Annotated in this window: 18 protein-coding genes; 6 read left to right on the top strand and 12 right to left on the bottom strand. The window is 61.3% G+C overall.

The genetic code is table 11. From position 1 onward, the window contains the following. Window positions 1-49 precede the first annotated feature (49 nt). The 4 genes from HBN79_RS22265 (at window position 50) to HBN79_RS22250 (ending at window position 5,366) form a co-directional block, all read left to right on the top strand. On the top strand, window positions 50-3,484 hold the full coding sequence (locus HBN79_RS22265) for a hemagglutinin repeat-containing protein (RefSeq protein ID WP_169917206.1): 3,435 nt from the start codon (window positions 50-52) through the stop codon (window positions 3,482-3,484). 105 nt (window positions 3,485-3,589) lie between these two features. Next, complete coding sequence (locus HBN79_RS22260) at window positions 3,590-3,889, top strand: DUF5629 family protein (RefSeq protein WP_095023500.1); 300 nt, start codon at window positions 3,590-3,592, stop codon at window positions 3,887-3,889. Further along, entirely contained in the window at window positions 3,879-5,051 is a 1,173-nt protein-coding gene (locus HBN79_RS22255) for a lactonase family protein (RefSeq protein ID WP_169917205.1), read from the top strand. Before HBN79_RS22260 ends, HBN79_RS22255 begins: the two co-directional genes overlap by 11 nt. A 141-nt stretch (window positions 5,052-5,192) precedes the next feature. Continuing rightward, window positions 5,193-5,366: a hypothetical protein gene (locus tag HBN79_RS22250; RefSeq protein ID WP_162837101.1), complete on the top strand. Its 174-nt coding sequence runs from the start codon at window positions 5,193-5,195 to the stop codon at window positions 5,364-5,366. A 112-nt stretch (window positions 5,367-5,478) separates the two neighbouring features. On the opposite strand, the gene HBN79_RS22245 is transcribed toward HBN79_RS22250, so the two are convergent. The 11 genes from HBN79_RS22245 to HBN79_RS22195 all read right to left on the bottom strand — a co-directional run bounded on the left by HBN79_RS22245 (window position 5,479) and on the right by HBN79_RS22195 (window position 19,411). Further along, window positions 5,479-6,066: a glutathione S-transferase gene (locus HBN79_RS22245; RefSeq protein WP_169917204.1), complete on the bottom strand. Its 588-nt coding sequence runs from the start codon at window positions 6,064-6,066 to the stop codon at window positions 5,479-5,481. After that, window positions 6,063-9,704, bottom strand: a complete 3,642-nt coding sequence (locus HBN79_RS22240) for an AAA family ATPase (protein WP_169917203.1) — start codon at window positions 9,702-9,704, stop codon at window positions 6,063-6,065. Before HBN79_RS22240 ends, HBN79_RS22245 begins: the two co-directional genes overlap by 4 nt. After that, complete coding sequence (locus tag HBN79_RS22235; RefSeq protein WP_169917202.1) at window positions 9,701-10,942, bottom strand: exonuclease SbcCD subunit D C-terminal domain-containing protein; 1,242 nt, start codon at window positions 10,940-10,942, stop codon at window positions 9,701-9,703. The genes HBN79_RS22240 and HBN79_RS22235 overlap by 4 nt, the downstream gene beginning before the upstream one ends. 66 nt (window positions 10,943-11,008) lie before the next feature. Continuing rightward, window positions 11,009-12,643, bottom strand: coding sequence for a BatD family protein (locus HBN79_RS22230; protein ID WP_095023505.1), 1,635 nt, complete (start codon window positions 12,641-12,643; stop codon window positions 11,009-11,011). Beyond that, a complete protein-coding gene (locus HBN79_RS22225) occupies window positions 12,640-14,373 on the bottom strand; it encodes a VWA domain-containing protein (protein WP_169917201.1) in 1,734 nt (577 codons plus the stop codon). The genes HBN79_RS22230 and HBN79_RS22225 overlap by 4 nt, the downstream gene beginning before the upstream one ends. Beyond that, window positions 14,370-15,446 (bottom strand): VWA domain-containing protein, encoded by a 1,077-nt coding sequence (locus HBN79_RS22220; RefSeq protein ID WP_095023507.1) that lies wholly within the window; start codon window positions 15,444-15,446, stop codon window positions 14,370-14,372. The genes HBN79_RS22225 and HBN79_RS22220 overlap by 4 nt, the downstream gene beginning before the upstream one ends. Beyond that, the gene (locus HBN79_RS22215; protein WP_095023508.1) at window positions 15,439-15,933 is read right to left on the bottom strand and encodes a DUF4381 domain-containing protein; all 495 of its coding nucleotides are present in this window, start codon (window positions 15,931-15,933) and stop codon (window positions 15,439-15,441) included. Before HBN79_RS22215 ends, HBN79_RS22220 begins: the two co-directional genes overlap by 8 nt. After that, on the bottom strand, window positions 15,930-16,874 hold the full coding sequence (locus HBN79_RS22210; protein ID WP_095023509.1) for a DUF58 domain-containing protein: 945 nt from the start codon (window positions 16,872-16,874) through the stop codon (window positions 15,930-15,932). Before HBN79_RS22210 ends, HBN79_RS22215 begins: the two co-directional genes overlap by 4 nt. Window positions 16,875-16,877: 3 nt before the next feature. Then, window positions 16,878-17,837, bottom strand: coding sequence for a MoxR family ATPase (locus HBN79_RS22205; protein ID WP_095023510.1), 960 nt, complete (start codon window positions 17,835-17,837; stop codon window positions 16,878-16,880). 320 nt (window positions 17,838-18,157) lie between these two features. After that, a complete protein-coding gene (locus HBN79_RS22200; RefSeq protein ID WP_095023511.1) occupies window positions 18,158-18,904 on the bottom strand; it encodes an amidohydrolase family protein in 747 nt (248 codons plus the stop codon). Between the two features lie 150 nt (window positions 18,905-19,054). Next, on the bottom strand, window positions 19,055-19,411 hold the full coding sequence (locus HBN79_RS22195) for a hypothetical protein (protein ID WP_095000542.1): 357 nt from the start codon (window positions 19,409-19,411) through the stop codon (window positions 19,055-19,057). Between the two features lie 433 nt (window positions 19,412-19,844). Here HBN79_RS22195 and HBN79_RS22190 point away from each other — a divergent pair, with 433 nt between their 5' ends. Beyond that, the gene (locus HBN79_RS22190; protein WP_095023512.1) at window positions 19,845-24,701 is read left to right on the top strand and encodes an NAD-glutamate dehydrogenase; all 4,857 of its coding nucleotides are present in this window, start codon (window positions 19,845-19,847) and stop codon (window positions 24,699-24,701) included. Window positions 24,702-24,778: 77 nt separating this feature from the next. On the opposite strand, the gene HBN79_RS22185 is transcribed toward HBN79_RS22190, so the two are convergent. Continuing rightward, window positions 24,779-25,042, bottom strand: a complete 264-nt coding sequence (locus HBN79_RS22185; RefSeq protein WP_095000540.1) for a DUF4404 family protein — start codon at window positions 25,040-25,042, stop codon at window positions 24,779-24,781. 297 nt (window positions 25,043-25,339) lie between these two features. On the opposite strand from HBN79_RS22185, the gene HBN79_RS22180 reads away from it, so the two are divergent. Then, a complete protein-coding gene (locus HBN79_RS22180) occupies window positions 25,340-26,029 on the top strand; it encodes a VacJ family lipoprotein (RefSeq protein WP_095000539.1) in 690 nt (229 codons plus the stop codon). Window positions 26,030-26,100 lie beyond the last annotated feature (71 nt).

Genomic DNA, 26,100 nt, shown 5'->3' with positions numbered 1-26,100 from the left:
TACACCGGGCGACGTGTGTCGCCGCATCACTCACGCAAAGGAAGATGCTATGCCTATTAACAGACAACACTTTTACCTGTCCCCCCAGGGAACGCTGCGCCGTGCGATTGCCAGCCTGCTTCTGTTGCCGCCACTGGCGCTGGCCAATGGCATTACCGGGGTCGATGGCCCCGGCGGCACGCCGCAACTGCACAACCAGGGCGGAGTGCCCATCGTCAATATTGTCGCCCCCAACACGGCCGGGCTGTCCCACAATCAATTCCTCGATTACAACGTCGATCGCCAGGGTGTGGTGCTGAACAACGCACTGCAGGCGGGGCAATCCCAACTGGCCGGGCAACTGGCATCCAATCCGCAATTTCATGGCCAGGCGGCCAGTGTGATCCTCAATGAGGTCATCGGTCGCAACGCGTCGGCACTCAACGGCGCGCAGGAGGTATTTGGGCGCAAGGCCGATTATGTGCTGGCCAACCCCAACGGGATTTCGGTCAATGGCGCCCGCTTCATCAACGCGCCCAGCGCCAGCCTGGTGGTGGGGCGGCCCGAACTGGATAACGGCAAGCTGCACGCCTTCAACACCGCTGATGCCCACGGCCAATTGAGCGTGCAGCAGCAGGGGCTGGACAACCCTGACGGAGCGATCGGCCTGATCGCGCCGCAGATCGACAGTCAGGGCCAGATCAGTGCCCGTGACTCCTTGACGCTTGTGGTTGGGCGCAATCAGGTCGACGCCGCCAGTGGCGCGGTGAACAGGGTCTATCCGGGTGGCACGACCAAGGACGGGCGCATCGACGCCAGCCTGTTCGGGGCGATGAAGGCCGGGCGCATCAATATCATCAGCACAGCCGAAGGGGCGGGGGTACGCATAGGCGCGGTGCCGGTGGCAGGTACTGACGGGGTGAGTATCCGCTCTGCGGGCGATCTCGAGATCAGCGGCCAGACCCACGCCAACAGCCTTGAGGCCACCCGTGCCGGGGTGAACAGCAGCAAGGGCGATGTCGACCTGCACGGCGTCAGAGACGTGACACTGGCGGGCGCCGATATCAGCGGCGGTAACGTCAAGCTCGACGCGGGTCGCAATCTGACCCTGAGCAGCCTGGAAAGTAAGGCCCTTCAGGAAAAACGGGAGCAATGGAATAACAAGGCACTCTTTGTGACCTATGAAACCTTTGATCGCACCACCACCGACCAGGACTCGCGTCAGCACGGGACCCAGGTCACGGCCCGGCAAAACGCCGCGCTGTCTTCCGGCGCCGACACCCTGATCAAGGGCAGCCACGTAGAGGCGGGCGATACCCTTGGAATCAACAGCGGCAAAGACCTGCGTCTTGTTGCCGCGACCGAAACCCATGACACCCGGGATCAGGGCAATCACCGCAAACATCTATGGAAGGAAAGCTGGGACACCTCAACCCATGATGAGCGCACTGTTGCCAGCAGCCTCAAGGCAGGCAAGTCGATCGAGCTGGCCAGCGGGCAAAAGCTGCAGTTACAAGGGGCCGAGCTGAAAACCCCGGGGGATATCCAGCTCAGCGCCCGTGAAGTCGAGATCGCCAGTGCCAGCCGCAGCCAGAACCACACCGGCACGCGCTATTCCGGCGATTTGCTGGGTGGCAGCTTCTTCGGCAGCCAGGGCGAGGGTGACGGGGACAAAACCCTGCACACCGGAAGCCAGGTCAACGCCGGTGGCAAGCTGATCGTCAAGGCTGACGATGTGCACATCAGTGCCAGTCAGGTGCGCGGCGGGACCCAGGCCAGCGTGATCAGCGACACCGGTTCGCTGGTGATCGATGGCGTCCGTGACACGTCCCGCGACAGCAGTCATAACAAGGACAGCAAGTTTTTCTCCCTGATCAATGACGAAAGCCGCAAGGACCACAGCGACCGTACGCTCGTCGCCAGTGACCTGCATTCGGACAGTAACCTCACGCTGCAAAGCGCCCGGGACATTACCGTCAGCGGCTCCACAGTGTCGGCGACAGGTGAAACCGGAGTACAGGCCAAGGGTGATATCAAGATCGTAGCGGCTGAAAACAACGCCCGGGACACCACCCGTACCGACAACCGTGGTTTCACTGCCAGTGCCAAAGAAACTGCGCCCGGCAGCCATGAGTACCGAGTGGGTGCGGGTTTAAAGGATCAGCAGCACACCAATGTCACCGAAACAACGCAGCAGCAGGGGGCGAGCATCAGTGGCCGTGCTGTGGCCGTTAACGCGGGGGGCAACGTGAGCATCAAGGGCTCGGACCTTACCGCGACCGGGGGCGATGTTAACCTCAAAGGCAAAAGCATCGAACTGTTGGCGGCACATGACAGCACTGACAGCAAAACCCGGGATGTCACCACGGGTGGCGGCATTGCCTGGACAGCAAGCCTGGACAAGATTGGCAGCGGCCTGGAGTTTTCCCGCCAGGACAGTAAGGACAACGCCAACCGGACCACGGCCAAAACCAGCAATGTGACAGCCACCGGCAATGTGCAGGTGCAGGCCGACAATACACTGGTCAATGCGGGTTCCCGGATCGTTGCCGGCTCAGGGTTGCAGGTCAATGCAGCCCGGGTGGACAACCGGGCGGCACACAACACCGAGTCCAGCTCCCACACCGAGACCGGCTGGCAGGCCGGGCTGGGGGTGAGTGCCGAGATCAGTGGCCTCAGCAATCCGCTGGAAAAAGTCGTCAAAGGCCTGGTCAAGGGCACGATGCCCCAGTCCGCTTTAATGGACGGCGTGGAGCTGGCCAGCGTGGGGCTCGACGGGCAGGTGGGGTATCACAACAAGACGCAGGCGCAGCAGGGCAGTACGGCGGTGGTCAGTCAGCTCAGTGGCGCCACGGTACAGGTCAATGTTGGCGGCAAGTTGCAGGATGAAGGCACCCAATACCGTGCAACCGACGGTGCCTTGAATATCCGGGCGGGCAGTCATGACGCCAGCGCCGCTGTCGACACCCACAGTCGCAGCGAGCAGGGCGTAGCGGCCAAGGTTGGCGTACGCGTCTATACCAAAACCGGGGAAGATGTGAATGTGCGCGCCAACGGCTCGGGCGAGTTCAACCGGGCGCAGGAAAGCACCAGTACGGCCCAGGTAGGCCGCTATGCCGGAGCCAAGGGGGTGAGCATCGACACTCAAGGCGATGCCCGCTATGAAGGCGGCGACTTTGACGGTGGTGCGGGCTCAGTCAACCTCAATGCCGGTGGCAAACTGGCGCTGGAGCAAGTTACTGACACCCGCAGCCAGAGCGCCATGGGCCTGAGTGCCAGCGGCTCGTTGGCGGTGGAAGCCGGTAAGGGCATCAACCTCAGCCCCGGCGGCGTGAAGTTTGACTATCAGCCCGACAACTCGCCAGCCAGCGAGGCCCATGTCGCGACGTTCCGTGGGCAGGAACGGCTGCGGCTCTCTGGTGCCACGGTTGGCGGTGATCTGTTGAAGGGTGAAAACAAAGAGCGCCAGTCGTTACAGGCCAACATTGACCAGGCCATAAACTAAAGTCAGGGGTCCGGTGCGCCCACAACCGAGCAATCACGCGTCACGGTGATGGGTTGCACCGCTGATTTGACCTATCATTACGCCTTTCCAACAGGTGAATGATTAATGAGCGATTCAAACCAGACCTTGCGCGCAGCCCTTGAAACCAGCGACATGTTGGTGATTGACGGGCTGCATGCCTGGGATTTTTCTCTGGACGATGTGCAGTTGCTCATCAAATGCATGGACGGGCGAGCCGAAAAGCGCTGGAAGTTCACCCTTGAACAGATCGACGCCAGCGTCTTTGACGACACCCTGCAAAGCTGGACCCTCGTTGGCGACTCCGGTGAACACCGTCTGGTTTGCCTCAGCGCCTTGAGTGCAAACAACGATGACGATGAAGTCGAGGTTGAAGATGAAGTTTAAAACCTTACCTGTGTTGATGGCTCTGAGCGTAGGTGCAATGTCGGCCCAGGCCGATTCCCGGGATGAAGTCGAGTTGCTGGTTGGCTCCTACACTCAGGGCAAAAGCCAGGGCATTTACCGGTTGCAGTTTGACAGCGCCAAAGGGCGTATCACCCCTGAGCCGCTGCAAGTGTTCAAGGCCGCCAACCCTTCGTGGCTGACCTTGTCCAAAGACCAGACCCGTCTGTTCGTGGTCAATGAAAACGGCAAGGGCCAGAGCGATGTCGTCGGTCGCGCCAGCAGCGTTGCCATCGACCCGAAAACCAATGAGCTGACCCTCATCAACCAGGTCAAGACCCTGGGTGAAGAGCCGACTCATTCCAGCCTGAGTGCGGATGGGCGCTATCTGTTTGTGGCCAACTACGGCGTGCATGCCGACCTTGGCGGCAGCCTTGCCGTATTGCCGATCAATGCTGAAGGTCAGTTGCAATCCGTGACCCAGATGAGCAGTCATCCTGCCAGCCGGGTCAATCCTGAGCGCCAGATGTCCGCCCACGTGCACTCGATGGTGTCCTCCCCGGACGGCAAGTTTGTGTACGCCAGTGATCTGGGTGCAGACAAGGTGTTTGTCTACCGGTACGACCCGGCAGCCAACCCGGACCATCCGCTGGTGGCCGCCGACCCGGCGTTTGTAGAGCTGCCGGCAGGTAGCGGGCCACGTCACCTGCTGTTTTCCGGTGACGGCAAACACGCTTACCTGACCACTGAAATGAGTGCCCAGGTGTTTGTATTCGACTATGACAATGGTCGACTCAAACAGCGTCAGGCACTGGAACTGGCCCACGGCATGCCCGCGCAAAACCGTGCAGCCGGTGCATTGCATACCTCACAGGACGGCAAGTTCCTGTACGTCAGCAACCGTGGCAAGGCCAATGAAATCCTGGTGTTTGCAATCAATCCGGGCAATGGCGAGTTGACTGAAATCCAGCGTCGCTCGGTGGACGGCGATCACCCGCGTGAGTTTGCCCTGAGCCCCAACGGCAAGTTTTTGTTGATCGCCAACCAGATGAGCAATGCCATCGTGGTACTGGAGCGCGACCCTGAAACCGGCACGTTGGGCAAGACCGTACAAACCCTGGCAATGGATGCACCGTCTGATCTGAAATTTATCAACCGCCCGTAAACAAAGGCGTGCAGCTGTCCATCAATCCCGCTGATAGACGCTAGTGCTGCAATGAATTTCTTCAGGATGACCCTTGGCGTTAAGTTGGTTTCACGGCCTTAACAGGCAAGCACGCCAACTGAATCGTCGAGGGTTATCGTCATGAATTTCAATCTTTTCTCCGTGATTTCCGCTTGCGCCATCTCCGCCACCGTGGCCCTGCCTGCCAGCGCAACCACCCTGGTCAGCGACAAGAAATCCGCGGCCTACACCCAAAAATACCTGCAACAAAGCGCCAATTTCTATGCGGCCCTGGATCATAAAACCCGAAGCTGAGCGGCACCTGTTTTCCTGTGGGAGCGGGCTTGCTCGCGATAAAGGCAACGGGCTGTATCTGAACCACCGGGGTGCCTGTATCGCGAGCAAGCCCGCTCCCACCATGGAGTCATCAGGGTTTTTTCATCACCGAACTGAACAGTTCCGATGCCAAAAAACGCTCCAGCCAGGCATTCAGGCGCGGGTAGGGCGCTTGCTCAAACCAGTCGCGGTCCACATGGGCAAACTGGCGCACAAACGGCGCCAGGGCTACATCCGCCAGACTCAACGCAGGCCCGGCCAAGTATGCCGAGCGCGCAAGCACGTCTTCCAGTCGCTGCAAAAACTCTGCCCCTTGCGCCCGGTAATACTCCATCGGGTGCTCAGGGTAGCGAATGGCGTATTTGTAGCGGTCCAGCAGCACCTTGAAGCGGGTGTCGTTTTCTTCGATCAATGCCGCGCAGCCCGGCTGCAACCAGTTATCCGGATCATGCCGGGCCAGCGCCCAGTGCATGATGTCCAGGCTTTGCTCGATCACACTGCCATCGGCACACACCAGCACCGGCACCGTAGCCTTGGGTGAGGCAGCGAGCATTTCGGCCGGTTTGGCTTTCAGGCTGACCTCCACAATCGACAATGGCACGCCGCTGTAGCGCAGGGCCATGCGCGCCCGCATGGCGTAGGGGCAGCGGCGGAACGAATACAGCACATGCCCGGTCATTTAACCTCCACGGTGCTTAAACCGTTGCCTTGACGTTTTACCTGGATCTGGACCGGGATGCGTTCGTGCATCTCCTGTACGTGGGAGATGACCCCCACCTTGCGCCCCTGGGCCTGCAGGCCGTCCAGTGCATCCATCGCCAGTTGCAGGGACTCGGGATCGAGGCTGCCAAAACCTTCATCGATGAACAGTGATTCGATTTTCAATGTGCTGGAGGCCATCGAGGCCAGGCCCAGGGCCAATGCCAGCGACACAAGGAAGGTTTCACCGCCGGAAAGCGAATGCACCGAGCGCAGTTCGTCGCCCATCTCGGTGTCCATCACCAGCAGGCCGAGCATGCTGCCACCGCGCTTGAGGCGATAACGGCGGACCAGTTGGCGCAACTGCGCGTTGGCGTGATGGACCAACAGGTCGAGGTTGTAGGCCTGGGCGATTTTGCGGAACTTGTCGCCACTGCCGGAACCGATCAGATCACTGAGGCGTGCCCAGCGCTGCCATTCGTCATAGGCCAGTGCAATGCGTTGAGCCAATGCCTGATTGGCCTGTTGACGACGTTGATCCTCGCTCTGCCGGGCACGTAGTTCGGCACATTGCTGCTCACTGGCAGCCAGTTCTGCGTGCAACGCCTCAAGGGCGATGTTGAGTGACTCGCTGTCCAGGTTGCCATTGGCATGGGCCTGGTGTTGGGCCAAGCGTTGTTCGCGTTCTTGCAGCAATACCCGGGCTTGCTCGACGGCTTTTTCGCTGTTCTGCAGGTGCAGGCGCAGTTCGCGTACCTGTGCTTCGTCATGGGCCAGCAAATGCTGCAGGCGACTGTCATCAACCTCGCTGTGCTGTGCCCGCCATTGCGCGAGCTGGGCGTTGAGGGTGTCGTGTTCTTGCTGCAGGGCGTGCAGGCGCTCTTGCTCGGACTTGAGCTCGGTCGCGAGCTGGAGCAACTGGTTGGCGGTAGCTTGCAGGGCTTGTTCGGCCTGGGTCTGGGCCGTGCGGGCCCGTTCGACGGCATGCTCGAGGCTTTGCTGCCACTGCTCGGCGCTGCTGAAGTCACCCAGCCATTGTTTGAGGCTGTGCTGGCTGGCCTGTTGCTGCTCGCCCAGCGCCTTGACGCTGTGCTGCAAGGTGTCCAGTTCCTTGCTGCGATTGGCCTGCTGATACTGCTCGCGTTCGATGCTGCTCGCTCTTTCAGCCTGCTCCGCCTGTTCGTCCCGTTGCTGATCGAGTTGGGCCACACGATCAGCCACTTGCTGGTCGAGGGCCATGAAGCAGGCGGACGGGTTTTCGCGCAGGGCGTCGAGGGTGGCCGGGGCCAGCACGCTGGCAAACTCGCCGAGTTCATCCTCAAGGCGCTGAGTGTCGGCATTGAGGTGCAATTGCTGCTCAGCCAGTTGCTGGGCGGCGAGCTGGCTGGCTTCGGTGCAGCGCTGGACTTGCTGCTGCAAGTGGGCCGCTTCTTTTTGCAAGGCGAGCAGGGCGTTCTGGCGCTGTTCGTCCTGGGTGATGCTGTGCTGCAACTGATTCAGGCGCAGGGTCAGCCATTGCTCACGCTTGGCCGGGTCCTGTGCCAGCCATTGCTCGTGGAGCGGATGCGCTTCAAGGCTCGGGGCGAGGGCTTGCTGTTCTTGGTGGATACGCTCTTGCTGGAGCAAAAATTCTTTTTGCTGGGCGATCAGGCCACCGACTTTTTCCCGCAGCTGGGCGAGGGTTTCCTTGAGCCCGTCGACTACGGCGCGGGCACTGGCTTCTTCCTGCTCATCATGGCGGGACAGGCTGTGCAGCAAGGTTTCAGGCTGATGATACGGATGCTCGGCGCTGCCGCACACCGGGCAGGGCTGGTCATCCTGCAACTGCCCGCGCAGTTCCTCGACGCTGGCGCTACGGGCTACGCGCTGACGCTCCAGCAGTTGGCGGGTGACCTGCAAGGTTTGCTCAGCCACTTCAAGGTCGGCTTTGGCCTTGATGCCTTGCTGGCTCAGGCGCTCGCGCTCCTGCTGCACCTCCTGTTGCTTGAGATGCAGTTCGTGCAGGCGGCTATCGAGCGCCTGCTGACTGCTGCACAGGCGCTGCAGGTCTTCAAAGGCCCGCTGTTGCTGACGGTTGTCTTGCAGCAGGCTGCCCAGGGTCTGGATTTGCTCGTTGACCGCGTGGGGTTCTGCGCCGGCTTCCTGGAACAAAATTTCCAGGCTGTCGCGCAACCCGGTCAGTTCCTGCGTGGCCTGCAGGGCCCGCTGTTCAAGCCCCGGCAGTTCCTTGCGGCCGGTGCTCAGGTTATTGCTCAACCGCACCAGTTGCTGAAGCCTTGGGCGATAGGCGTCCCAGGCGCTGGCCAGTGGTGCGAGGGCATTGCTGTGTTCGAGCTGGGTGGCGATGAGTACAAGCCGCTCAGCGCCTTGTTGCTGGCGCTCAAGCAGCGTGTTGAGCGCCAGTTGCCCTTCGACGCACGCCTGTTCGGCCTGCTGCTGGAGGGTTTGTTGGGTGTTGAGGGCCTGGGTCAGGCGGTTAAGGTTGGCCTGCTCCAGAAGGGCCTGCTGCACCTGGGGGGCGCATTCGCGCTGAAGGGCCTGGGCCTGGGTTGCAGCCAGGCGGGCGATTTGCAGCTCTGCTTCAAGGCGGGTCTGACGCTGGCCCAGTTCGGCCTGTTGAGCAAGATGGGCGTTGATGTGCCCGGCCAATGGGCTCAGTTGCCCCTCCAGCTCGGCCAGGCGGGCAAACTGATGACGTTGTGGCGCCAGTTGTTCGAGCAGGTGCAGGGTCTGGCACTGGGTGGCCTGGCTGTCCCACAGGGTTTGCGCTTGCTGTAATTGCTCCGCAGCGCTGAGTTGCTGTTCTTGCAGTTCGCCCAGGGTTTTGAGCCAGGTGTGTTGCAGCTCCAGTTGCTTGAGCTGGCCTTGCTGGTTCTTTAGCTGTTGCTGCGCGTCGTTGAACTGTTGATCCAGTTCGGCACGGGCCTGGGGCTCAAGGGGCGTCACACCAACAGCCTGGTCCTGCAGTTGCTTGTGCGCGTCCCTGGCCTCTTTGGCCTTGTCGAATGCGCGCTTGCCCAGGCGGGTGTAGAGCGCGGTGTCGGTGAGCTTTTCCAGCAGTTCGCTGCGCTCGTTGTCATCGGCCTTGAGAAAGGCGCTGAACTCACTTTGGGCCAGCATCACGGCACGGGTGAATTGCTCGAAATTGAGCCCCAGTCGCGCTTCCAGCTGGACTTTGTAATCGCCTTTCTGGCTCGCCAGCAGTTGATCGTTGTCCAGGTCGCGCAGGCTTTGGCGACTGGCTTGCAACTTGCCGGTGGCTTTTTCGCGAGCACGGTTGGCTTCCCAGCGGGCGCGGTAGCGGCGGCCGTCGATGCCGACAAAATCGACTTCGACATAGCCTTCACCGGTGCCACGGCGCAGCAATGTGCGCGGGTCGCCGGTGGCAATTTCGCCATCGGCATCCGGCACTTTTGCATCGCGCCCCGTGTTGTTGAGGCGCGGCACAGCCCCAAACAGGGCCAGGCACAGGGCGTCGAGCAGGGTGCTTTTGCCGGCGCCGGTGGGGCCGGTGATCGCAAACAACCCGGCACTGGCCAGGGGCTCGGCGGTGAAATCCAGCTCAAAGGGCCCGGCCAGTGAGGCGAGGTTTTTCAGGCGAATGGCGAGGATTTTCATGGCTGTTCACCTTCCAGCTGAACTTCTTGCAGCAGCACGGCAAAGTCCTTGAGGGTTTGTTCGTCGGCTTCACTGCCGTAGTTGTCTTGCCAGGCGCGGCTGAACAGTTCCTGGGGTGTCAGTTGGTCCAGTTCGATCAGGCGTGCGTCGTCGTCCGAGGCACGGCTGCCGCTGCCGGCATAGTCGGCCGAGATGCGCACCAGGCGCACGGATTTACCCTGCAGTGCGGTTTCGATTTGCTGGCGCAAGTCGGGCTGCGGTTCGTCGAGCTTGACCCGCACTTCGAGCCACGGCTGGCGCTGGGTATCGGCCAGCAGATCGGTGTCCGGCAGGTCGGCCAGTTGGGTGAGGATGTCAGCCAGGGGCAGTGGGCCAATACGTTGCAGATTGACAGCGCGCGGGATCAGTCGCGGCTCGACGCTGACCAGGATTTCGCCCTCCAGCGTCACGTCGAGAATCTGGTGTTGATAGCCGATTTCAGAGAATGACAACGGAATCGGTGAGCCGCAGTAGCGGATCCGCTCCTCGCCGTTGACCCGCTGTGGCTTGTGCAAATGGCCCAGGGCAACGTAGCTGATGCTCGGCCCGAACAGGCTGGCGGGCAGGGCTTCGGCGTTGCCGATAATCAGGCTGCGCTCGGAGTCTTCGGACACCGAACCGCCCGCCATGTGGGCGTGGCTGATGGCAATCAGGGCCTGACCCGGCGTGCGCTTGGCGTTGGCGGCTGCAATCAGCCACTCGTGGACCTGGCCGATGCCGCGCAGGTAGTCATCACCCAGGTGCGCTCCGGTGACTTCTGCGGGGCGCAGAAAGGGCAGCGCCAGGCACCAGGCAGCGGTTTCACCGTTGGCATCGGGCAAGGGGATCAGCAGGCGTTCGGCGTCGAGCTGGCCATCATCGAGCCACAGCACGCGGCCCAGTGCATGGGTGCGTAAACGACGCATCAAGGGCGCGGGCAGTTCGATGCGCGAGCCGGAGTCGTGGTTGCCGGCAATCATCACGATGGTCAGTTTCGGCTGTTGCTCATGGGCGCTGACGATAAAGTCGTAGAGCCGTTCCTGGGCTTTTACCGGCGGGTTGACGGTGTCAAAGATATCACCGGCAATCAGCAGCACGTCCGGCTGCTGCTCACTGAGCTGTGTCAGTAGCCAGGCAAGAAAACAGGCGTGTTCGAAGTCGCGGTCCTGGCCGTGGAGGTTTTGCCCCAGGTGCCAGTCGGAGGTGTGAAACAGGCGCATAACAGAATCCGTTTTAAAGGGGTTGGCAACCCGCTCGCTCGGGCGGTCCTCGGGTTGCCTGGAAATTTATTTGGGGTAGAGCGGCGGCAGGCTGCTTGGCTCGCTGGCGGCGTCTTGCTCGCGCTCGGTAGCCGGAATGCTGCGAATGGCCTTCCACAGCTCTTCGCCTTGCCAGTACTGGCCGGTCTCGCTGTACAGCGCGCCATTGAGGCCATCGAGGGCATCGGACAGCAACACGAAACGCGCGGCCATGTCGGCCAGGGTTTCGGGTTGTTGCCGCGCCCAGGCATCGAGTGCCTGGCGTGTGGCGTGGGGGTCGTTGGCCAGGCAGGCGCGTTTAAGGTCGTCGAGCAGGGTGCGCGGGCTGGGCCCGGTTTGCGCTGCACGCAAGATTGCAGGCTGCCAGCGGGCACGCCACCACAAGCCCAGGCTCGCCAGGGTGGTGCAGGCCAGAAACAGGGTGCTGAGCTGCCAGATCCACAGCGACGATTCTTCGCTCATGGCTGCCACGGCACCGCTGACAGGCGTGTCCACGGCAAGGTTGGGGTTGGCTGCTGCCAGCAGGGTGCGGGCGGGCAGGTAGGTCCGCTCCAGATGGTCTTCGTGGGTGTTCCACCAGACCACTTCGACGGCGGGTAATTCGATCTGGCCAACCCGTGTCGGCACCAGCGCCTCACGCTCTTCGCGGCTGCCGATCAGGCCGTTTTCGGTGACTTGATTGCTCAACTGCGGCAAGTCCGGGTAGCGCCGCAAGCCGTTGACGTCAGTGGCGGGCAGGGGCGGCAACTGGGCGCTGGACAGGCCTTCAGCCTTGAGGGTGAGGGTTCGGGTCAGGGAGTCACCCACCAGCGTATGGTCAGGCTCGGGGTTCCAGGTTTCGCTCATGCTCAGGCTTCGGGCTGGCAACCACGGGGCATTGGGTGGATAGGTCTCGGGCTTGGGCAGGACGGTCAGCGGAATCTCGGTGGAGGTCACGTGCAGCAGCTTTCCAGGCTTGGGCCCAAGGGGCGCGGGGGCCGTGGATTGCTGGCTGTCGACCTGGGTGGCACTGAAAGTTTGTGCCGGAATCAGCAGTTCGCCGCTGCGCTGGGGGTAGATTCCGTAGCGGCGCTCGATCACGCCGTGGCGCACGCCATTGATCAACTTTTCATAGGTGCGCGACTCGCCCAGTTGCTCGACGATGGCGTCGTCAATGTGCAACGGGGTCAGGCTGCTGTCGTCGTAGAGCGCCACGGAGTGGTAGACGCGCAGGGTCAGCAGGGCCTGGGCCTGAACGTAGACGCTGGGCTGGTCCAGACTGACTTCGATAAAGACCGGGGCCAGTTCGTTGTCGCTGGCCACGCTCTGGGTCACGGTCAGGTTGATCGGCTGGCTGTGGTATTCACCGACTTGCAGTGCCGGGATCGTCACGGTGCCGGTTTGTTTGGGTTGCAGGGTGATGATCCAGCGGGTAGTGGCTTTGTTGTCATCACTGAGACTGGTCAGTTGGTTGACCTGGCGCGTGCCGCGCACTTCAAACCCGTTGTCCAATGGTGTCAGGTCGGGCTTGCCAAACTGGGTGACGTCGGTGGACTCCAGTGTCAGCTCGACGGTTTCACCGGAGCTGAGCTGGTCCCGGTCAACGCTGGCAACCAGGCCGCCGGCATGGGCCGGCAGGGTCCAGCAACACAGCAAAAGAAGCAAAACGCAGAGGCGGTTCATTTAGGCGTGTCCTGATGTTGCTGCTGTTCGTACCAGAATTTGCGTCGCAACAATTCGCTGGGGTTGTCGGGAATCTGTCTGAGCCATTGTTCCAGCGCCTGGCGCTGTTCTTCGCCGGTCTGGTTGGCGGCCGGTACCGGCGGGCGCGTGGTCTGCTCGTCACCGGGCTGACCGTCGGCTTCGGCGCCGGGGTTGAGCGGCTCGTCCGGGGGCGCTTCGGTGGTGGGGGTGGCGGCCGAGTTGTTGTCCTCATTTTGCCCCGTGGTGCTGGACGCGCCCTGGGCACTGGTGCTCAGCGGGTTTTGCGATTCGGCTGGCGCAGGTGGCGGCTCGGGTGTCTGTTCGGCCTTTGCCTGGGCCTCAGCGCGCTGTTGCTCGAGTATTTGCTCGACGAGGGCTTTGTTTTGCGCGGCGGCCTGAAGCTCGGGTTGCAGCTCGAGTGCCTGTTCATAGGCATCGATGGCGGCTTCCAACTCGTCATTCATGGCCAGTGCATTGCCGCGATTATAGTGCGCGCTGGCGCTGTTGACCTCGGCAAAACGCAGGGCTGCACCGGCGTAGTCGCCCGCCTGGTACAGCGCCACGCCTTGCCAGAGCGGATCGCTGAAGTGCTCGAGTGCCTGCAATGGTTTTTTTTGCTGCAGCAGGCGTATGCCTTGTTGGTCGGGGCGCAACCAGAGGTCGGTAAAGCTCATGGCGTAGCCGGGCTGGGGTGCCAGCATGAACAGCAAGGGCAGGCAGAACAGCCAGCCACGCCGTCCGGCACAGGCCACCAACAACAGAAGCGGGAGCAGCAGCCAGTAACCCTGGTCAGACCAGGCGTCCAGATGCAGGGTCTGGCCGTCATCGCGCAGATGCGCTGGGCCGTCGAGCAGGCCCAGGCCGCGCAAGTCGTTGTCATCCAGGCGTGCCTGGCGATAGCGTCCGTCCACATCCAGGGCAAATGCCCGCAGGCTTGGGCTGTCCAGGCGCGGCAGGAGAATGGCGCCCTGATCGTCCTTGAGAAACTGCCCGCCTTCGTCGACCACGGGGGCGCCTTCGCGACTGCCCACGCCGAGTATCAGCAGTTGCGGGGCATGACCATTCAGGGCCTGGCGGATGCCGCTGCGTTCCTGGTCGCTGAGCGATGAGGTGATCAACAGCAGGCGACCCTCACCCAGCGAGCCCTGATCGAGCAGCTCAAGGGCCTTGGTGACCGCAAGATCGGCACGATGGCCCGGTTGCGGCATGATCGACGGCTTGAGGGCTTCAAGCAGGTTGCGGCTGGTGGCCAGGTCATCGGACAGCGGCACCAGCGTGTGGGCACTGCCGGCGTAGACGATCACGGCAGTTTGCGCATCGGTACGGTTTTGCAGCAGGTCATAGATCTTGCGTCGCGCCTGCTCCAGCCGGTTGGGCGAACTGTCGGTGGCGAGCATGCTGGGAGTCAGTTCCAGCATGACGACCAGCGGGTCGGCGGGCTTTTGCGTGGACTGCTCAACCCTTTGCCAGCTGGGCCCCAGCAACGCCAGTACAGCCAGCAGCCAGCCGAGCCCCAGGGCAATCCAGGGCAGCTTGCTGTTACGGCCATTACCGCCGCTGAGCAATACGCGATGAAACGCCACCGGCAGGATCATTTGCCAGCGACCTGCACGTTTTTCACGGTGCCAGCGTTTCCATAGCAGCCAGCCGAGCAGCGGCAGGACAAGCAGCCATTCGGGGCGAAACCAGTGGGGCCAGAGCGCGCTCATCGGCGCCTGCGCAGACGCAGGCGTTTGAGCCGTGCGCGCCAGCCAGGATGTTGCTGCAAAAAATGCTCCTTGCTCAGCCAGCGTTGTACAGGGTTGTTGGGCCACAGCTCGCGGATCACCAGCAGCACGCTCAGCAGCAGGGCTGCCGCCAATGGCCAGCTGTAGAGTGCCTGTGCCGAGCGTGCCTGGGTGGGTTGCTGGGCCACGGGTTCAAGTTGGTCGAGGGTGTCCTTGATGGCTGACAGTTCACCGCCGTCCCGGGCACGGAAGTATTGGCCGCCGGTGACTTTGGCGATCTCTTCAAGCGCCGGTTCATCAAGGTCCACTCCGGGGTTGATGGTGAACATGCCTTTGCTGCTGCTTTCTTCCGGGTCGGCGCCAATCCCGATGGGGTAGATTTTCACGCCTTCCTCGGCGGCAAGGCGGGCGGCGGTGAGCGGGTCGATCTGCCCGCCATTGTTGGCCCCGTCGGTGATCAGGATCAGCACCCGGCTTTGTGCAGGACGCTGGCGCAAGCGTTTGAGGGCCAGGCCAATGGCGTCACCGATGGCGGTGTTCTTGCCCGCGATGCCGATGCGCGCTTCGTCGAGCCAGGTGCGCACGGTGCGCCGGTCGAAGGTCAGGGGCGCTTGCAGGTAGGCCTGGCTGCCGAACAGGATCAGCCCCACGCGATCACCCTCACGTTTTTCCAGAAAGTCGCCGAGCAGGCTTTTGACCAGATCCAGACGGCTGACGTCTTCGCCTTGCCATTGCATATCCGGGTAGTCCATCGAGCCCGAGACATCCACCGCAACCAGCAGGTCGCGGCCACTGGCGGCAATGGGCAGCGGCTCACCCAGCCATTGCGGGCGGGCGGCGGCGGTCAACAGCAACAGCCAGAGCAGCACATAGGGGGTTTGCTGGCGCCACGAAGGCAGGGTGGTTCGCGCCTTGCGCCGGGCCAGTTCTTCGAGATCGCCCAGAAAGCTGATCTGCAGCGCAGCCTCACCGCTGTCGGCGGCCGGCAGTACCAGGCGCATCAGCCAGGGCAGGGGCAGCAGGGCGAAGAGCCACGGCCAGGCAAATTCAAACATGTTTGCGAATCCAGGTTTCAACCGCTTGATTGAGTCCGGCGATGGCTTTGTCGTCGAGCTTGCACTCGGGCTTGTAGGCGCCTTCAACCAGTACCATCCAGCGCGTCAACCCGGCAGCCGGGCAACGGTTGTCGAGGAACGCCAGCCACTTGCGACCGTTGAGTGTGTGACTTTGGCTGTAGGGGTAGTGGTTGCGGCACAGGCGCTTGAGCAGGCCGTTGAGCTGTTGCAGCCAGGCACCGGCGGGCGCGCCGTCGTAAGGTTTTGGAAAACGCGCCAGCTCTTCAAGGGCGGCCAGGCGCACCGGGTCCAGGGGTTGCTCGGTACGGCCCGGCTGGCGTTTGGCGGGCAGGTAGCGGCGCAACCACCACAGTCCCCAGCCCAGCGCGGGCAGTATGATGAGCAGCAACCACCAGCCCGGCGCTGGCGGCCAGAAGCCAATCGCAGGGGGCGTGATCAGGGGTTGCAGCTGTTCGAGTTCTTTCATGAGGTTTTGCCGGGACGCTTGGCGTTCAGGTATTCGCGCAGTTGTTCGACCATTTCACTTTGGGTGCTCAGGGGCATGAGCAAAACCCGCAGCTTTTGCGCCAGCAGTTCCCAGCGGGCAATCCGGGCCTCGGCCTGGGCACGGTAGGCCTGGCGCAAATCATAATTGAGGGTGTCGAGTTCCAGCTGGGCGCCACGCTCGGCAAAACGCAACAGCCCGGCAGCGGGAAGGGCGTGATCCAGCGGGTCGGACAGCGGCAGCAGGATCAGGTCGCAATGGCGTGATAGCAGGCTCAATTGTTGTTCGGCAGCGTCGGTGAGGCCCCGCTCATCACAGATCACGATCACCAGGCTGCCGGGGCGCAGCACTTCACGGGCGCGGATCAGCGCCATGCCCAAGGCATCGCGGTCCGATTGCACGTCGGTGTGCAGTGACTGATTGACCCGCACCAGCCGGTTGAGCAATTGCAGCAGGCTTTGCTTGCTGCGCCGGGGTTTGATTTCGTAGTGTTCGTGATCGCCAAACACCAGCCCGCCGACGCGGTCGTTGTGACCCAGTGCGGCCCAGCCGATCAGGCTGGCAGCCTGGGCGGCGAGCACCGACTTGAACATCAGCCCCGAGCCGAAAAACAGCCGTCGGCTTTGTTCGGCCAGGATAAAGATCGGCCGCTCGCGTTCCTCATGGAACATTTTGGTGTGCGGTTCCTGGGTGCGTGCTGTCACGCGCCAGTCGATGGTGCGCACGTCGTCCCCGGCCTGGTAGACCCGCACCTGATCGAAGTCGACCCCGCGTCCGCGCAATTTCGAGTGATGCAACCCCACCAGCGGGCTGCGCTGGCTGGGGGAGGAGAACAGTTGCACTTCGCGTACCCGATGGCGCATCTCGATCAGTTCGGCGAGCGTGACGCGGATACCGGGTTCGGCGGGCAGGGGGTTGTTCATCGGTCAGGCAACGGCAACGACGTCGAGGATGCGCTGTACCACGCGGTCCTGGTCGATACCGGCGGCCTCGGCTTCGAATGACAGGATGATGCGATGGCGCAGCACGTCAAACAGCACGGCCTGGATGTCTTCGGGGCTGACGAAGTCGCGTCCGGCCAGCCAGGCGTGGGCCCGAGCACAGCGATCCAGCGCGATCGAGCCACGGGGGCTGGCGCCGTAGGCAATCCATTCCGCCATTTCGGGGTCGAACTTGCCGGGGGTACGGGTCGCCATCACCAGTTGTACGAGGTATTCCTCCACCGCATCGGCCATGTACAGGCCGAGGATTTCCTTGCGCGCAGCAAAAATGGCCTGTTGGCTGACCCGGCGCTCGGGCTTGGTTTCGCCGTTGAGGGCTTCGCCACGGGCCTGTTGCAGGATGCGACGTTCGACGGCAGCGTCCGGAAAGCCGATTTTGACGTGCATCAGGAAGCGGTCGAGCTGGGCTTCGGGCAGCGGGTAAGTGCCTTCCTGCTCGATGGGGTTTTGCGTGGCCATGACCAGAAACAGCGGCGACAACTCGTAGGTGCTGCGCCCGACGCTGACCTGGCGCTCGGCCATGGCTTCAAGCAAGGCCGACTGCACTTTGGCCGGCGCCCGGTTGATTTCATCCGCCAGCACCAGGTTGTGAAAAATCGGCCCTTGTTGAAACACGAAGCTGCCGGTTTCGGGGCGATAGATCTCGGTGCCGGTGATATCGGCTGGCAGCAGGTCGGGGGTGAACTGGATACGATGGAACTGCGCTTCAATGCCCTCGGCCAGTTCTTTGATGGCCTTGGTCTTGGCCAGACCCGGTGCGCCTTCGACGAGCATGTGGCCGTCTGCGAGCAACGCGATCAGCAGGCGATCGATCAACTTTTCCTGACCGAGGATCTGCGTTGAGAGAAAGGTTCGCAGCGCAAGCAGCGCTTTACGATGTTCCATCGATGACTGTTCCTGAAAAGGACACCGGCGGCGCAAGAATTACACCGGGGCTGGGGGCGTTACTTTAATCCATTGGAGGCTCTGCGGACTAATGGCGGTGGGGATTTTTACAGGAAAAACCTGAAATGCCCGGGCTTGTTGAGATTGGTGCTCATCTGCACGGGGTCTTGTAGCCGCTGATGAGCGTAGCGAGGCTGCGAACGGCTGCGCAGCAGTCGTAAATCCCGGCCATCCGATAGTTCGGCTGCACCGCGTCTATCGGATTAGCGAACGCTTTGCGTTCGATCTTGGCCTCGCTACGCTCGTCAGCGGCTACAGGATTAAAAGCCATAAAAGCTGCGTGCGTTATGCCACAGGGCTTTGTGTGCGCCATCTTCGCCAAGGGCCTCTACCAGCAAGGCGATATCGTTGTCCTCAAAGGCCCGTGGCGCCCGGGTTGATGGCAGGTCCGTAGCAAACATCAGGGCGTCGGGGTTGATGCTATGGATCTGTTGCAGTACTTGCGGCACGGCAAAATCAACCCGGCCAAAACCGCAGGCCTTGATCCGCACGCCGTGCTCCGCCAGGCGCAGCAGGCTGGGCAGGCCCTCATGGCTTATACCCAGGTGGTCGATGCTCAGCGCCGGCAGGCGTCGCAACCGGTCTTCCAGTCCTGACAGTTCCCGTGAGTCAACGTACAGCTCGGAATGCCAGCCCACTTGTTCATGCACGCGCATGGCCAATGATTCGAGCTGGTCAAGTTGTTCGGAGCCTCCGCGCTTGAGGTTGAAGCGCAGGGCGCGGATGCCCTGCCGGCGCAGGGTCTGCAGCTCGGCATCGGTGACACTGGCGGGCAACTGGGTCACGCCCACAAACCCCGGGCCTAAACGCTTGAGTGCAGCGATCAGGTAGCTCTGGTCGTAGCCCTGAAAGGAACCCGATACCACGGCACCGCCCACGATACCCAGGGGGGTGGCCCGGGCCAGGTAGTCATCGACACTGAAGAACTCGGGCACATAGCCATTGTTGGGAATCAGCGGGTAGGCGCTGTCAATGATATGGCAGTGGGCATCGAAGAGCGGGCGCATGGTGGTGAGCTCCAGTGGAAGTGTATGACTGTGGGAGCGAGCCTGCTCGCGATGGTATCAGTGCGCTGGGCCAGACAGATCGCATCGCCTGCATCGCGAGCAGGCTCGCTCCCACAATGTGCCCTGCAAGACTCCCTTCCTCATGGAGGATTAATTCAGCTCGCTGATATAGGTGCCGGTGCCCTTGAGGATGTTCTGCAGGGTCTCTTCGACTTCGCCAAGGTCTGCCGCAGGGGTGTTGTGGAGGATTTCCAGGTGGTCATCGCCCTTGAGAACGTCCGCATCACCCGCGCCGATTTCGATCAGCAGGCGGGTAGGGCTCAAGGTGACCTTGACGCCGTCCAGGGTCGAAGGCTCGTCTTCAAGGGTGATTTCCAGCTCGTCTTCGTCCGGGTAACGGGTCATCAGAAACATTTCGCCGCTGTCGGTGTGGCAGCACAGCATGGCCATATTGTCTTCTTCGTCGTCGCACGGGTTGGCGAGCAGGTGGTCGGTGGTCATTTGCATGGGTAATTCCTGGCGCTCTGGGCGCGGGTAGGTCGATCAGAGGCCAATTTTGCCAGCCTGAACCGATTTGTGCAGGTTTGAATGGAACAACTGGGCAAATGGTCAGTCATTTCTGTTGCTCGCTACGGAAACTACGGTGCTTTTATGAAGGTTTTTCGCTTGCCGATGCTAGGGTTGTTCTATGACCGCCCTGGCGGTTGCGTCCCGATGACCGAATATGTCGCCGCACCGTAAGCAGGCCGTACAGCGCAATCGTTAAGCTGCGCGGTGATTGTTATCTCTAAAGACACAGCCTGTTCAACCGGCAGTCGTTTTTGTAGATCACCATCCTTGCAGGTGAATGTGACCCGTGGGTCACGGCCAGCTTCACCTCCTCACGCGGGAACAACACGCGACGCTTCTCTCAATAACAAGCCCAAGCGGAGTACCACAGATGGCGTTCTTCACCGCAGCCAGCAAAGCCGACTTCCAGCATCAACTGCAAGCGGCACTGGCGCAGCACATCAGTGAACAGGCACTGCCACAAGTGGCGCTGTTCGCTGAGCAATTCTTCGGCATCATTTCTCTGGATGAACTTACCCAGCGGCGCATGTCCGACCTCGCCGGCTGCACGCTGTCGGCGTGGCGCCTGCTGGAGCGTTTCGACCCGGCCCAGCCGCAAGTGCGGGTGTTCAACCCCGACTACGAGCGCCACGGCTGGCAGTCCACCCACACGGCAGTTGAAGTCCTGCACCACGACCTGCCGTTTCTGGTGGACTCGGTGCGTACCGAGCTGAACCGTCGCGGTTACAGCATTCATACCCTGCAAACCACGGTGTTGAGCGTGCGTCGCGGCGGCAAAGGCGAGTTGCTGGAAATCCTGCCCAAGGGCACCACGGGGGAAGGTGTCTCGCAAGAGTCGCTGATGTACCTGGAAATCGATCGCTGCGCACACGCCGCCGAATTGAATGTGCTGAGCAAGGAACTGGAGCAGGTTCTGGGTGAAGTACGGGTTGCCGTGGCTGACTTCGAGCCGATGAAGGCCAAGGTGCAGGAACTGCTGGCCAGTGTCGACAACTGCCAGTACGCCGTCGATGCCGATGAGAAAACCGAAGTCAAAAGCTTCCTGGAATGGCTGGTGGGCAACCACTTCACCTTCCTGGGCTATGAAGAATTTGTGGTGCGTGACGATGCCGATGGCGGTCATATCGAATATGACCCCGACTCGTTCCTGGGCCTGACCAAGCTGTTGCGCGCCGGGCTCACCGCCGAAGACCTGCGTATCGAAGACTACGCCGTCAGCTACCTGCGCGAGCCGACCCTGCTGTCGTTCGCCAAGGCCGCGCACCCGAGCCGCGTGCATCGCCCGGCGTACCCGGACTATGTGTCGATTCGCCAGATCGATGCCAGCGGCAAGGTCATCAAGGAGTGCCGCTTTATGGGCCTGTACACCTCTTCGGTGTACGGCGAGAGCGTGCGGGTGATCCCTTATATTCGTCGCAAGGTGGCAGAAATCGAGCGCCGCTCGGGCTTCCAGGCCAAGGCTCACCTGGGCAAGGAACTGGCCCAGGTGGTGGAAGTCCTGCCCCGTGACGACCTGTTCCAGACTCCGGTGGACGAACTGTTCAACACCGTGATGTCGATCGTGCAGATCCAGGAGCGCAACAAGATTCGCGTGTTCCTGCGCAAGGACCCGTACGGCCGCTTCTGCTATTGCCTGGCCTACGTACCGCGGGATATCTACTCCACCGAAGTGCGGCAGAAAATCCAGCAGGTGCTGATGGAGCGTCTGCAGGCGTCGGATTGCGAGTTCTGGACCTTCTTCTCGGAGTCGGTGCTGGCCCGCGTGCAGCTGATTCTACGGGTTGACCCGAAAAACCGCATCGATATCGACCCGCTGTTGCTGGAAAAAGAAGTGGTCCAGGCCTGCCGCAGCTGGCAGGACGACTACGCCAGCCTGGTGGTCGAAAGTTTTGGCGAGGCCAATGGCACCAAGGTGCTGGCCGATTTCCCCAAAGGTTTCCCGGCAGGCTATCGCGAGCGCTTTGCTGCACATTCGGCCGTGGTCGACATGCAGCACCTGATGAACCTCAGCGAAAAGAACCCGCTGGTGATGAGTTTCTATCAGCCGCTGGGGCAAAGTGCCGGTCAGGAGCTGCATTGCAAGCTGTATCACGCCGATACACCGCTGGCCCTGTCCGATGTCCTGCCGATTCTGGAGAACCTCGGCCTGCGCGTGCTGGGCGAGTTCCCGTACCGTTTGCGGCATGCCAATGGCCGTGAGTTCTGGATCCATGATTTCGCCTTTACCGCTGGCGAAGGCTTGAACCTGGATATCCAGCAACTCAACGACACGCTGCAGGATGCGTTCGTGCATATCGTACGCGGCGATGCCGAGAACGATGCGTTCAACCGCCTGGTACTGACTGCCGGCCTGCCATGGCGCGACGTGGCGCTGCTGCGTGCGTACGCGCGTTACCTGAAGCAGATTCGCCTGGGTTTTGACCTGGGTTATATCGCCAGCACCCTGAACAACCACACCGACATCGCCCGCGAGTTGACCCGGCTGTTCAAGACCCGCTTCTACCTGGCGCGCAAGCTGACGGCCGAAGACCTCGAAGACAAGCAGCTGCGTCTGGAACAGGCGATCCTGACAGCCCTGGACGATGTGCAGGTGCTCAACGAAGATCGCATCCTGCGTCGCTACCTGGACTTGATCAAAGCCACGTTGCGCACCAACTTCTACCAGCCGGATGGCAACGGTCACAACCGTTCCTACTTCAGCTTCAAGTTCAACCCGCACCTGATCCCCGAGCTGCCAAGGCCGGTGCCGAAGTTTGAAATCTTCGTCTACTCGCCGCGGGTTGAAGGCGTGCACTTGCGCTTCGGCAACGTGGCCCGTGGCGGCTTGCGCTGGTCGGACCGTGAAGAAGACTTCCGCACCGAAGTGCTGGGCCTGGTAAAAGCCCAGCAAGTGAAAAACTCGGTCATTGTGCCGGTGGGTGCCAAAGGCGGCTTCGTGCCGCGCCGCCTGCCGCTGGGCGGCGGCCGTGATGAAATCCAGGCCGAGGCGATTGCCTGCTACCGGATCTTTATTTCCGGCCTGCTGGACATCACCGACAACTTGAAAGACGGCGCATTGGTACCGCCGTTGAACGTGGTCCGTCACGATGATGATGACCCGTACCTGGTGGTGGCTGCCGACAAGGGCACCGCGACCTTCTCCGATATCGCCAACGGCATTGCCATCGATTACGGCTTCTGGCTGGGCGATGCGTTCGCTTCGGGCGGTTCGGCCGGTTATGACCATAAAAAGATGGGCATTACCGCCAAAGGTGCCTGGGTTGGCGTGCAGCGTCACTTTAAAGAGCGCGGGATCAACGTTCAGAAAGACAGCATCAGCGTGGTCGGTATCGGCGATATGGCCGGTGACGTGTTCGGCAACGGCCTGCTGATGTCCGATCAGTTGCAACTGGTCGCAGCGTTCAACCACCTGCATATCTTTATCGACCCGAACCCGGAGCCTGCCAGCAGCTTCGCCGAGCGTCAGCGCCTGTTCGATCTGCCGCGTTCGGCGTGGTCGGACTACGACACCGGCATCATGTCGGCGGGCGGCGGGATCTTCTCGCGCAGCGCGAAAAGCATCGCCATCTCCGCGCAGATGAAAGAGCGCTTCGCGATTACCGCTGACAGGCTGCCCCCCACCGAACTGCTCAATGCCTTGCTCAAGGCCCCGGTGGACCTGCTGTGGAACGGCGGTATCGGCACCTACGTCAAGGCCAGTAGCGAAAGCCATGCCGATGTCGGCGACAAGGCCAATGATGCATTACGGGTCAACGGCAATGAGCTGCGCTGCAAGGTGGTAGGCGAGGGCGGCAACCTGGGCATGACCCAGCTGGGCCGTGTCGAGTTCAACCTCAATGGCGGCGGCTCCAACACCGACTTTATCGATAATGCCGGCGGTGTGGACTGCTCTGACCACGAAGTGAATATCAAGATCCTGCTCAATGAAGTGGTGCAGGCCGGCGATATGACCGAGAAGCAGCGTAACCAGCTGCTGGGCAGCATGACCGATGAGGTGGGCGGCCTGGTCCTGGGCAACAACTACAAGCAGACCCAGGCCATTTCGCTGGCCGCGCGCAAGGCCTATGAGCGGATTGCCGAATACAAGCGCCTGATGAACGATCTGGAAGCCCGTGGCAAGTTGGACCGTGCCATCGAGTTCCTGCCGTCAGAAGAGCAGCTCAACGAGCGCGTAGCGGCGGGCCACGGCCTGACCCGTGCCGAGCTGTCGGTGCTGATCTCGTACAGCAAGATCGACCTTAAAGAGGCGCTGCTCAACTCCCGGGTGCCGGATGACGACTACCTGACCCGGGACATGGAAACCGCGTTCCCGCCGATGCTGGTGAGCAAATTTGCCGAAGCCATGCGTCGCCATCGCCTGAAGCGTGAAATCGTCAGCACCCAGATTGCCAACGATCTGGTCAACCATATGGGCATCACCTTTGTCGAGCGCCTGAAAGAGTCGACGGGGATGAGTGCTGCCAACGTGGCAGGCGCCTACGTCATCGTGCGTGATATTTTCCACCTGCCGCACTGGTTCCGGCAGATCGAGGCGCTGGACTATCAGGTACCGGCTGAAATCCAGCTGGCGCTGATGGATGAGTTGATGCGTCTGGGTCGCCGCGCTACACGCTGGTTCCTGCGCAGCCGTCGTAACGAGCTGGATGCTGCACGGGATGTGGCGCATTTCGGCCCGCATCTGGCGGCATTGGGCCTCAAGCTCGACGAACTGCTGGAAGGACCGACCCGCGAAGGCTGGCAGACCCGCTATCAGGCCTACGTCGAGGCGGGCGTGCCGGAGTTGCTGGCGCGCATGGTAGCGGGTACCACGCACCTGTATACCCTGTTGCCGATTATCGAGGCTTCGGATGTCACCGGGCAAAATGCTGCGGATGTGGCCAAGACGTACTTCGCCGTGGGCAGTGCGCTGGACCTGACCTGGTACTTGCAGCAGATCAGCAACCTGCCGGTGGAGAACAACTGGCAGGCCCTGGCCCGCGAGGCGTTCCGCGACGATATCGACTGGCAGCAGCGGGCAATTACCATTTCGGTGTTGCAGATGACCGAGGCCGGGGAAAGTATCGAGGCACGGCTGGCGCTGTGGCTTGAACAGAACCACTCGATGGTTGAGCGCTGGCGCTCGATGCTGGTGGATCTGCGTGCCGCCACCGGCAGCGACTATGCCATGTACGCGGTGGCCAACCGCGAGCTGCTGGACCTGGCGTTAAGCGGTCAATCAGGGCTCTGACAGCCTGAGTTGCAAAACAAAGCCCCGGCTCATGTGCAATGAGTCGGGGCTTTTTTGTTTCTGGGGGTTACCGGAAATCAGATGCCGATATTGCCCAAGGTTTGCACGATGCTGCGCAGGGTAACGGCGAGAGTGGGATGATCGACCTCAAAGCGCTCTACAGCGAGGTTGACACTGTCGGCAAGGCTGGAATCGTTGGTCGCTTTTTCGATGTCGATCTGAGCCTGGATTTGTGTGGCGAGCTGGTTCAAGTGTTCACGCTCTTCCTGGGTGAGCGGCGGGTTCTGTTCCAGTTGCTCGCGCAAGGTATTGAGTTGTTCTTGCAGATCGCGGGCAGGCATAGCATTCATCCTTTATTGATAGGCTCTGGTGTAGACCTTCGAAGTGAGCAAAAGGTCTGCCTCTAGATTAATCCACTCGCGGGCGAAGTGCATGATCTCTATCAAAATCCCCGGTGCGTGTTTTTGTCGTTCAGGCGGGTGGTTTTAAAAGAATCGGCAGCGGGGGGAACGTCTATCTTTTATACAAGTCTGTTTAGGCGATTGCTTGGGGGCTGCCTAAAAGCCATTTGCCGTTATACTGATGTTCAGACTCAGGGCATAGCGCCCAAGTGTTGAGTAACTTCAGGGAGTTTTGCTATGCGCTGGACTGTTCGTCTCGCCCCATTGTTTGTCTGTGCCGGTGTGGCCATGATGCCGTTTGCTGCCAATGCCGCCACCGAGGATGACCCGTGGGAAGGGTTTAACCGGGTTGTGTTCAAGTTTAACGACACCCTCGACACCTATGCCCTGAAGCCGATTGCCCAGGGCTACCAGTTCATCACTCCGCAGTTTCTGGAGGATGGCATCCACAATATGTACCGCAACGTCGGTGACGTGCGCAACCTGGCCAACAACGTGCTGCAGGTAAAACCCCACGCTGCGGGCGTGGATACCGCCCGTTTGCTGATGAACACCATTATCGGTGTCGGCGGCTTCTTTGATGTGGGCACCAAGATGGGCCTGCAGCGCAACGACGAAGACTTTGGCCAGACCCTTGGCTACTGGGGGCTGAGCAGCGGCCCTTACCTTGTATTGCCGCTGCTGGGCCCAAGTACGGTGCGAGATGCCCTGGGCATCTACCCGGACTCCTATGCCGAACCTTACCGCTACATGCATGACGTTTCAGCACGTAACACCGTTGCCGGGATGAAAATCATCGATGCCCGCGCCAATCTGCTGTCGGCCGAAAAATTGATCACGGGGGATAAATACATCTTTATCCGCAATGCGTATCTGCAAAGCCGTGAATTCAAGGTCAAGGACGGGCAGGTTGTCGACGACTTCTGAGTCGTTTGACCGATGCGCAAAAAAACGGCCCTTGTGGCCGTTTTTTGTATGGGTGCAGATGAGAATCAATC

It is taken from the genome of Pseudomonas sp. WS 5051 (genome assembly GCF_012985715.1).
Classification (GTDB): domain Bacteria; phylum Pseudomonadota; class Gammaproteobacteria; order Pseudomonadales; family Pseudomonadaceae; genus Aquipseudomonas; species Aquipseudomonas bubulae.
Note: the sequence above shows the minus strand (reverse complement) of the source record. Positions and strands in the feature narration are given on the sequence as shown.

Coding starts and splice junctions, on each gene's coding strand:
- HBN79_RS22220 (WP_095023507.1), bottom strand. CDS start 15,446: ATGTTTGAATTTGCCTGGCCGTGGCTCTTCGCCCTGCTGCCCCTGCCC.
- HBN79_RS22190 (WP_095023512.1), top strand. CDS start 19,845: ATGGCGTTCTTCACCGCAGCCAGCAAAGCCGACTTCCAGCATCAACTG.
- HBN79_RS22225 (WP_169917201.1), bottom strand. CDS start 14,373: ATGAGCGCGCTCTGGCCCCACTGGTTTCGCCCCGAATGGCTGCTTGTC.
- HBN79_RS22245 (WP_169917204.1), bottom strand. CDS start 6,066: ATGACCGGGCATGTGCTGTATTCGTTCCGCCGCTGCCCCTACGCCATG.
- HBN79_RS22210 (WP_095023509.1), bottom strand. CDS start 16,874: ATGAACAACCCCCTGCCCGCCGAACCCGGTATCCGCGTCACGCTCGCC.
- HBN79_RS22265 (WP_169917206.1), top strand. CDS start 50: ATGCCTATTAACAGACAACACTTTTACCTGTCCCCCCAGGGAACGCTG.
- HBN79_RS22185 (WP_095000540.1), bottom strand. CDS start 25,042: ATGCCTGCCCGCGATCTGCAAGAACAACTCAATACCTTGCGCGAGCAA.
- HBN79_RS22195 (WP_095000542.1), bottom strand. CDS start 19,411: ATGCAAATGACCACCGACCACCTGCTCGCCAACCCGTGCGACGACGAA.
- HBN79_RS22230 (WP_095023505.1), bottom strand. CDS start 12,643: ATGAACCGCCTCTGCGTTTTGCTTCTTTTGCTGTGTTGCTGGACCCTG.
- HBN79_RS22260 (WP_095023500.1), top strand. CDS start 3,590: ATGAGCGATTCAAACCAGACCTTGCGCGCAGCCCTTGAAACCAGCGAC.
- HBN79_RS22250 (WP_162837101.1), top strand. CDS start 5,193: ATGAATTTCAATCTTTTCTCCGTGATTTCCGCTTGCGCCATCTCCGCC.
- HBN79_RS22200 (WP_095023511.1), bottom strand. CDS start 18,904: ATGCGCCCGCTCTTCGATGCCCACTGCCATATCATTGACAGCGCCTAC.
- HBN79_RS22215 (WP_095023508.1), bottom strand. CDS start 15,933: ATGAAAGAACTCGAACAGCTGCAACCCCTGATCACGCCCCCTGCGATT.
- HBN79_RS22205 (WP_095023510.1), bottom strand. CDS start 17,837: ATGGAACATCGTAAAGCGCTGCTTGCGCTGCGAACCTTTCTCTCAACG.
- HBN79_RS22235 (WP_169917202.1), bottom strand. CDS start 10,942: ATGCGCCTGTTTCACACCTCCGACTGGCACCTGGGGCAAAACCTCCAC.
- HBN79_RS22180 (WP_095000539.1), top strand. CDS start 25,340: ATGCGCTGGACTGTTCGTCTCGCCCCATTGTTTGTCTGTGCCGGTGTG.
- HBN79_RS22240 (WP_169917203.1), bottom strand. CDS start 9,704: ATGAAAATCCTCGCCATTCGCCTGAAAAACCTCGCCTCACTGGCCGGG.
- HBN79_RS22255 (WP_169917205.1), top strand. CDS start 3,879: ATGAAGTTTAAAACCTTACCTGTGTTGATGGCTCTGAGCGTAGGTGCA.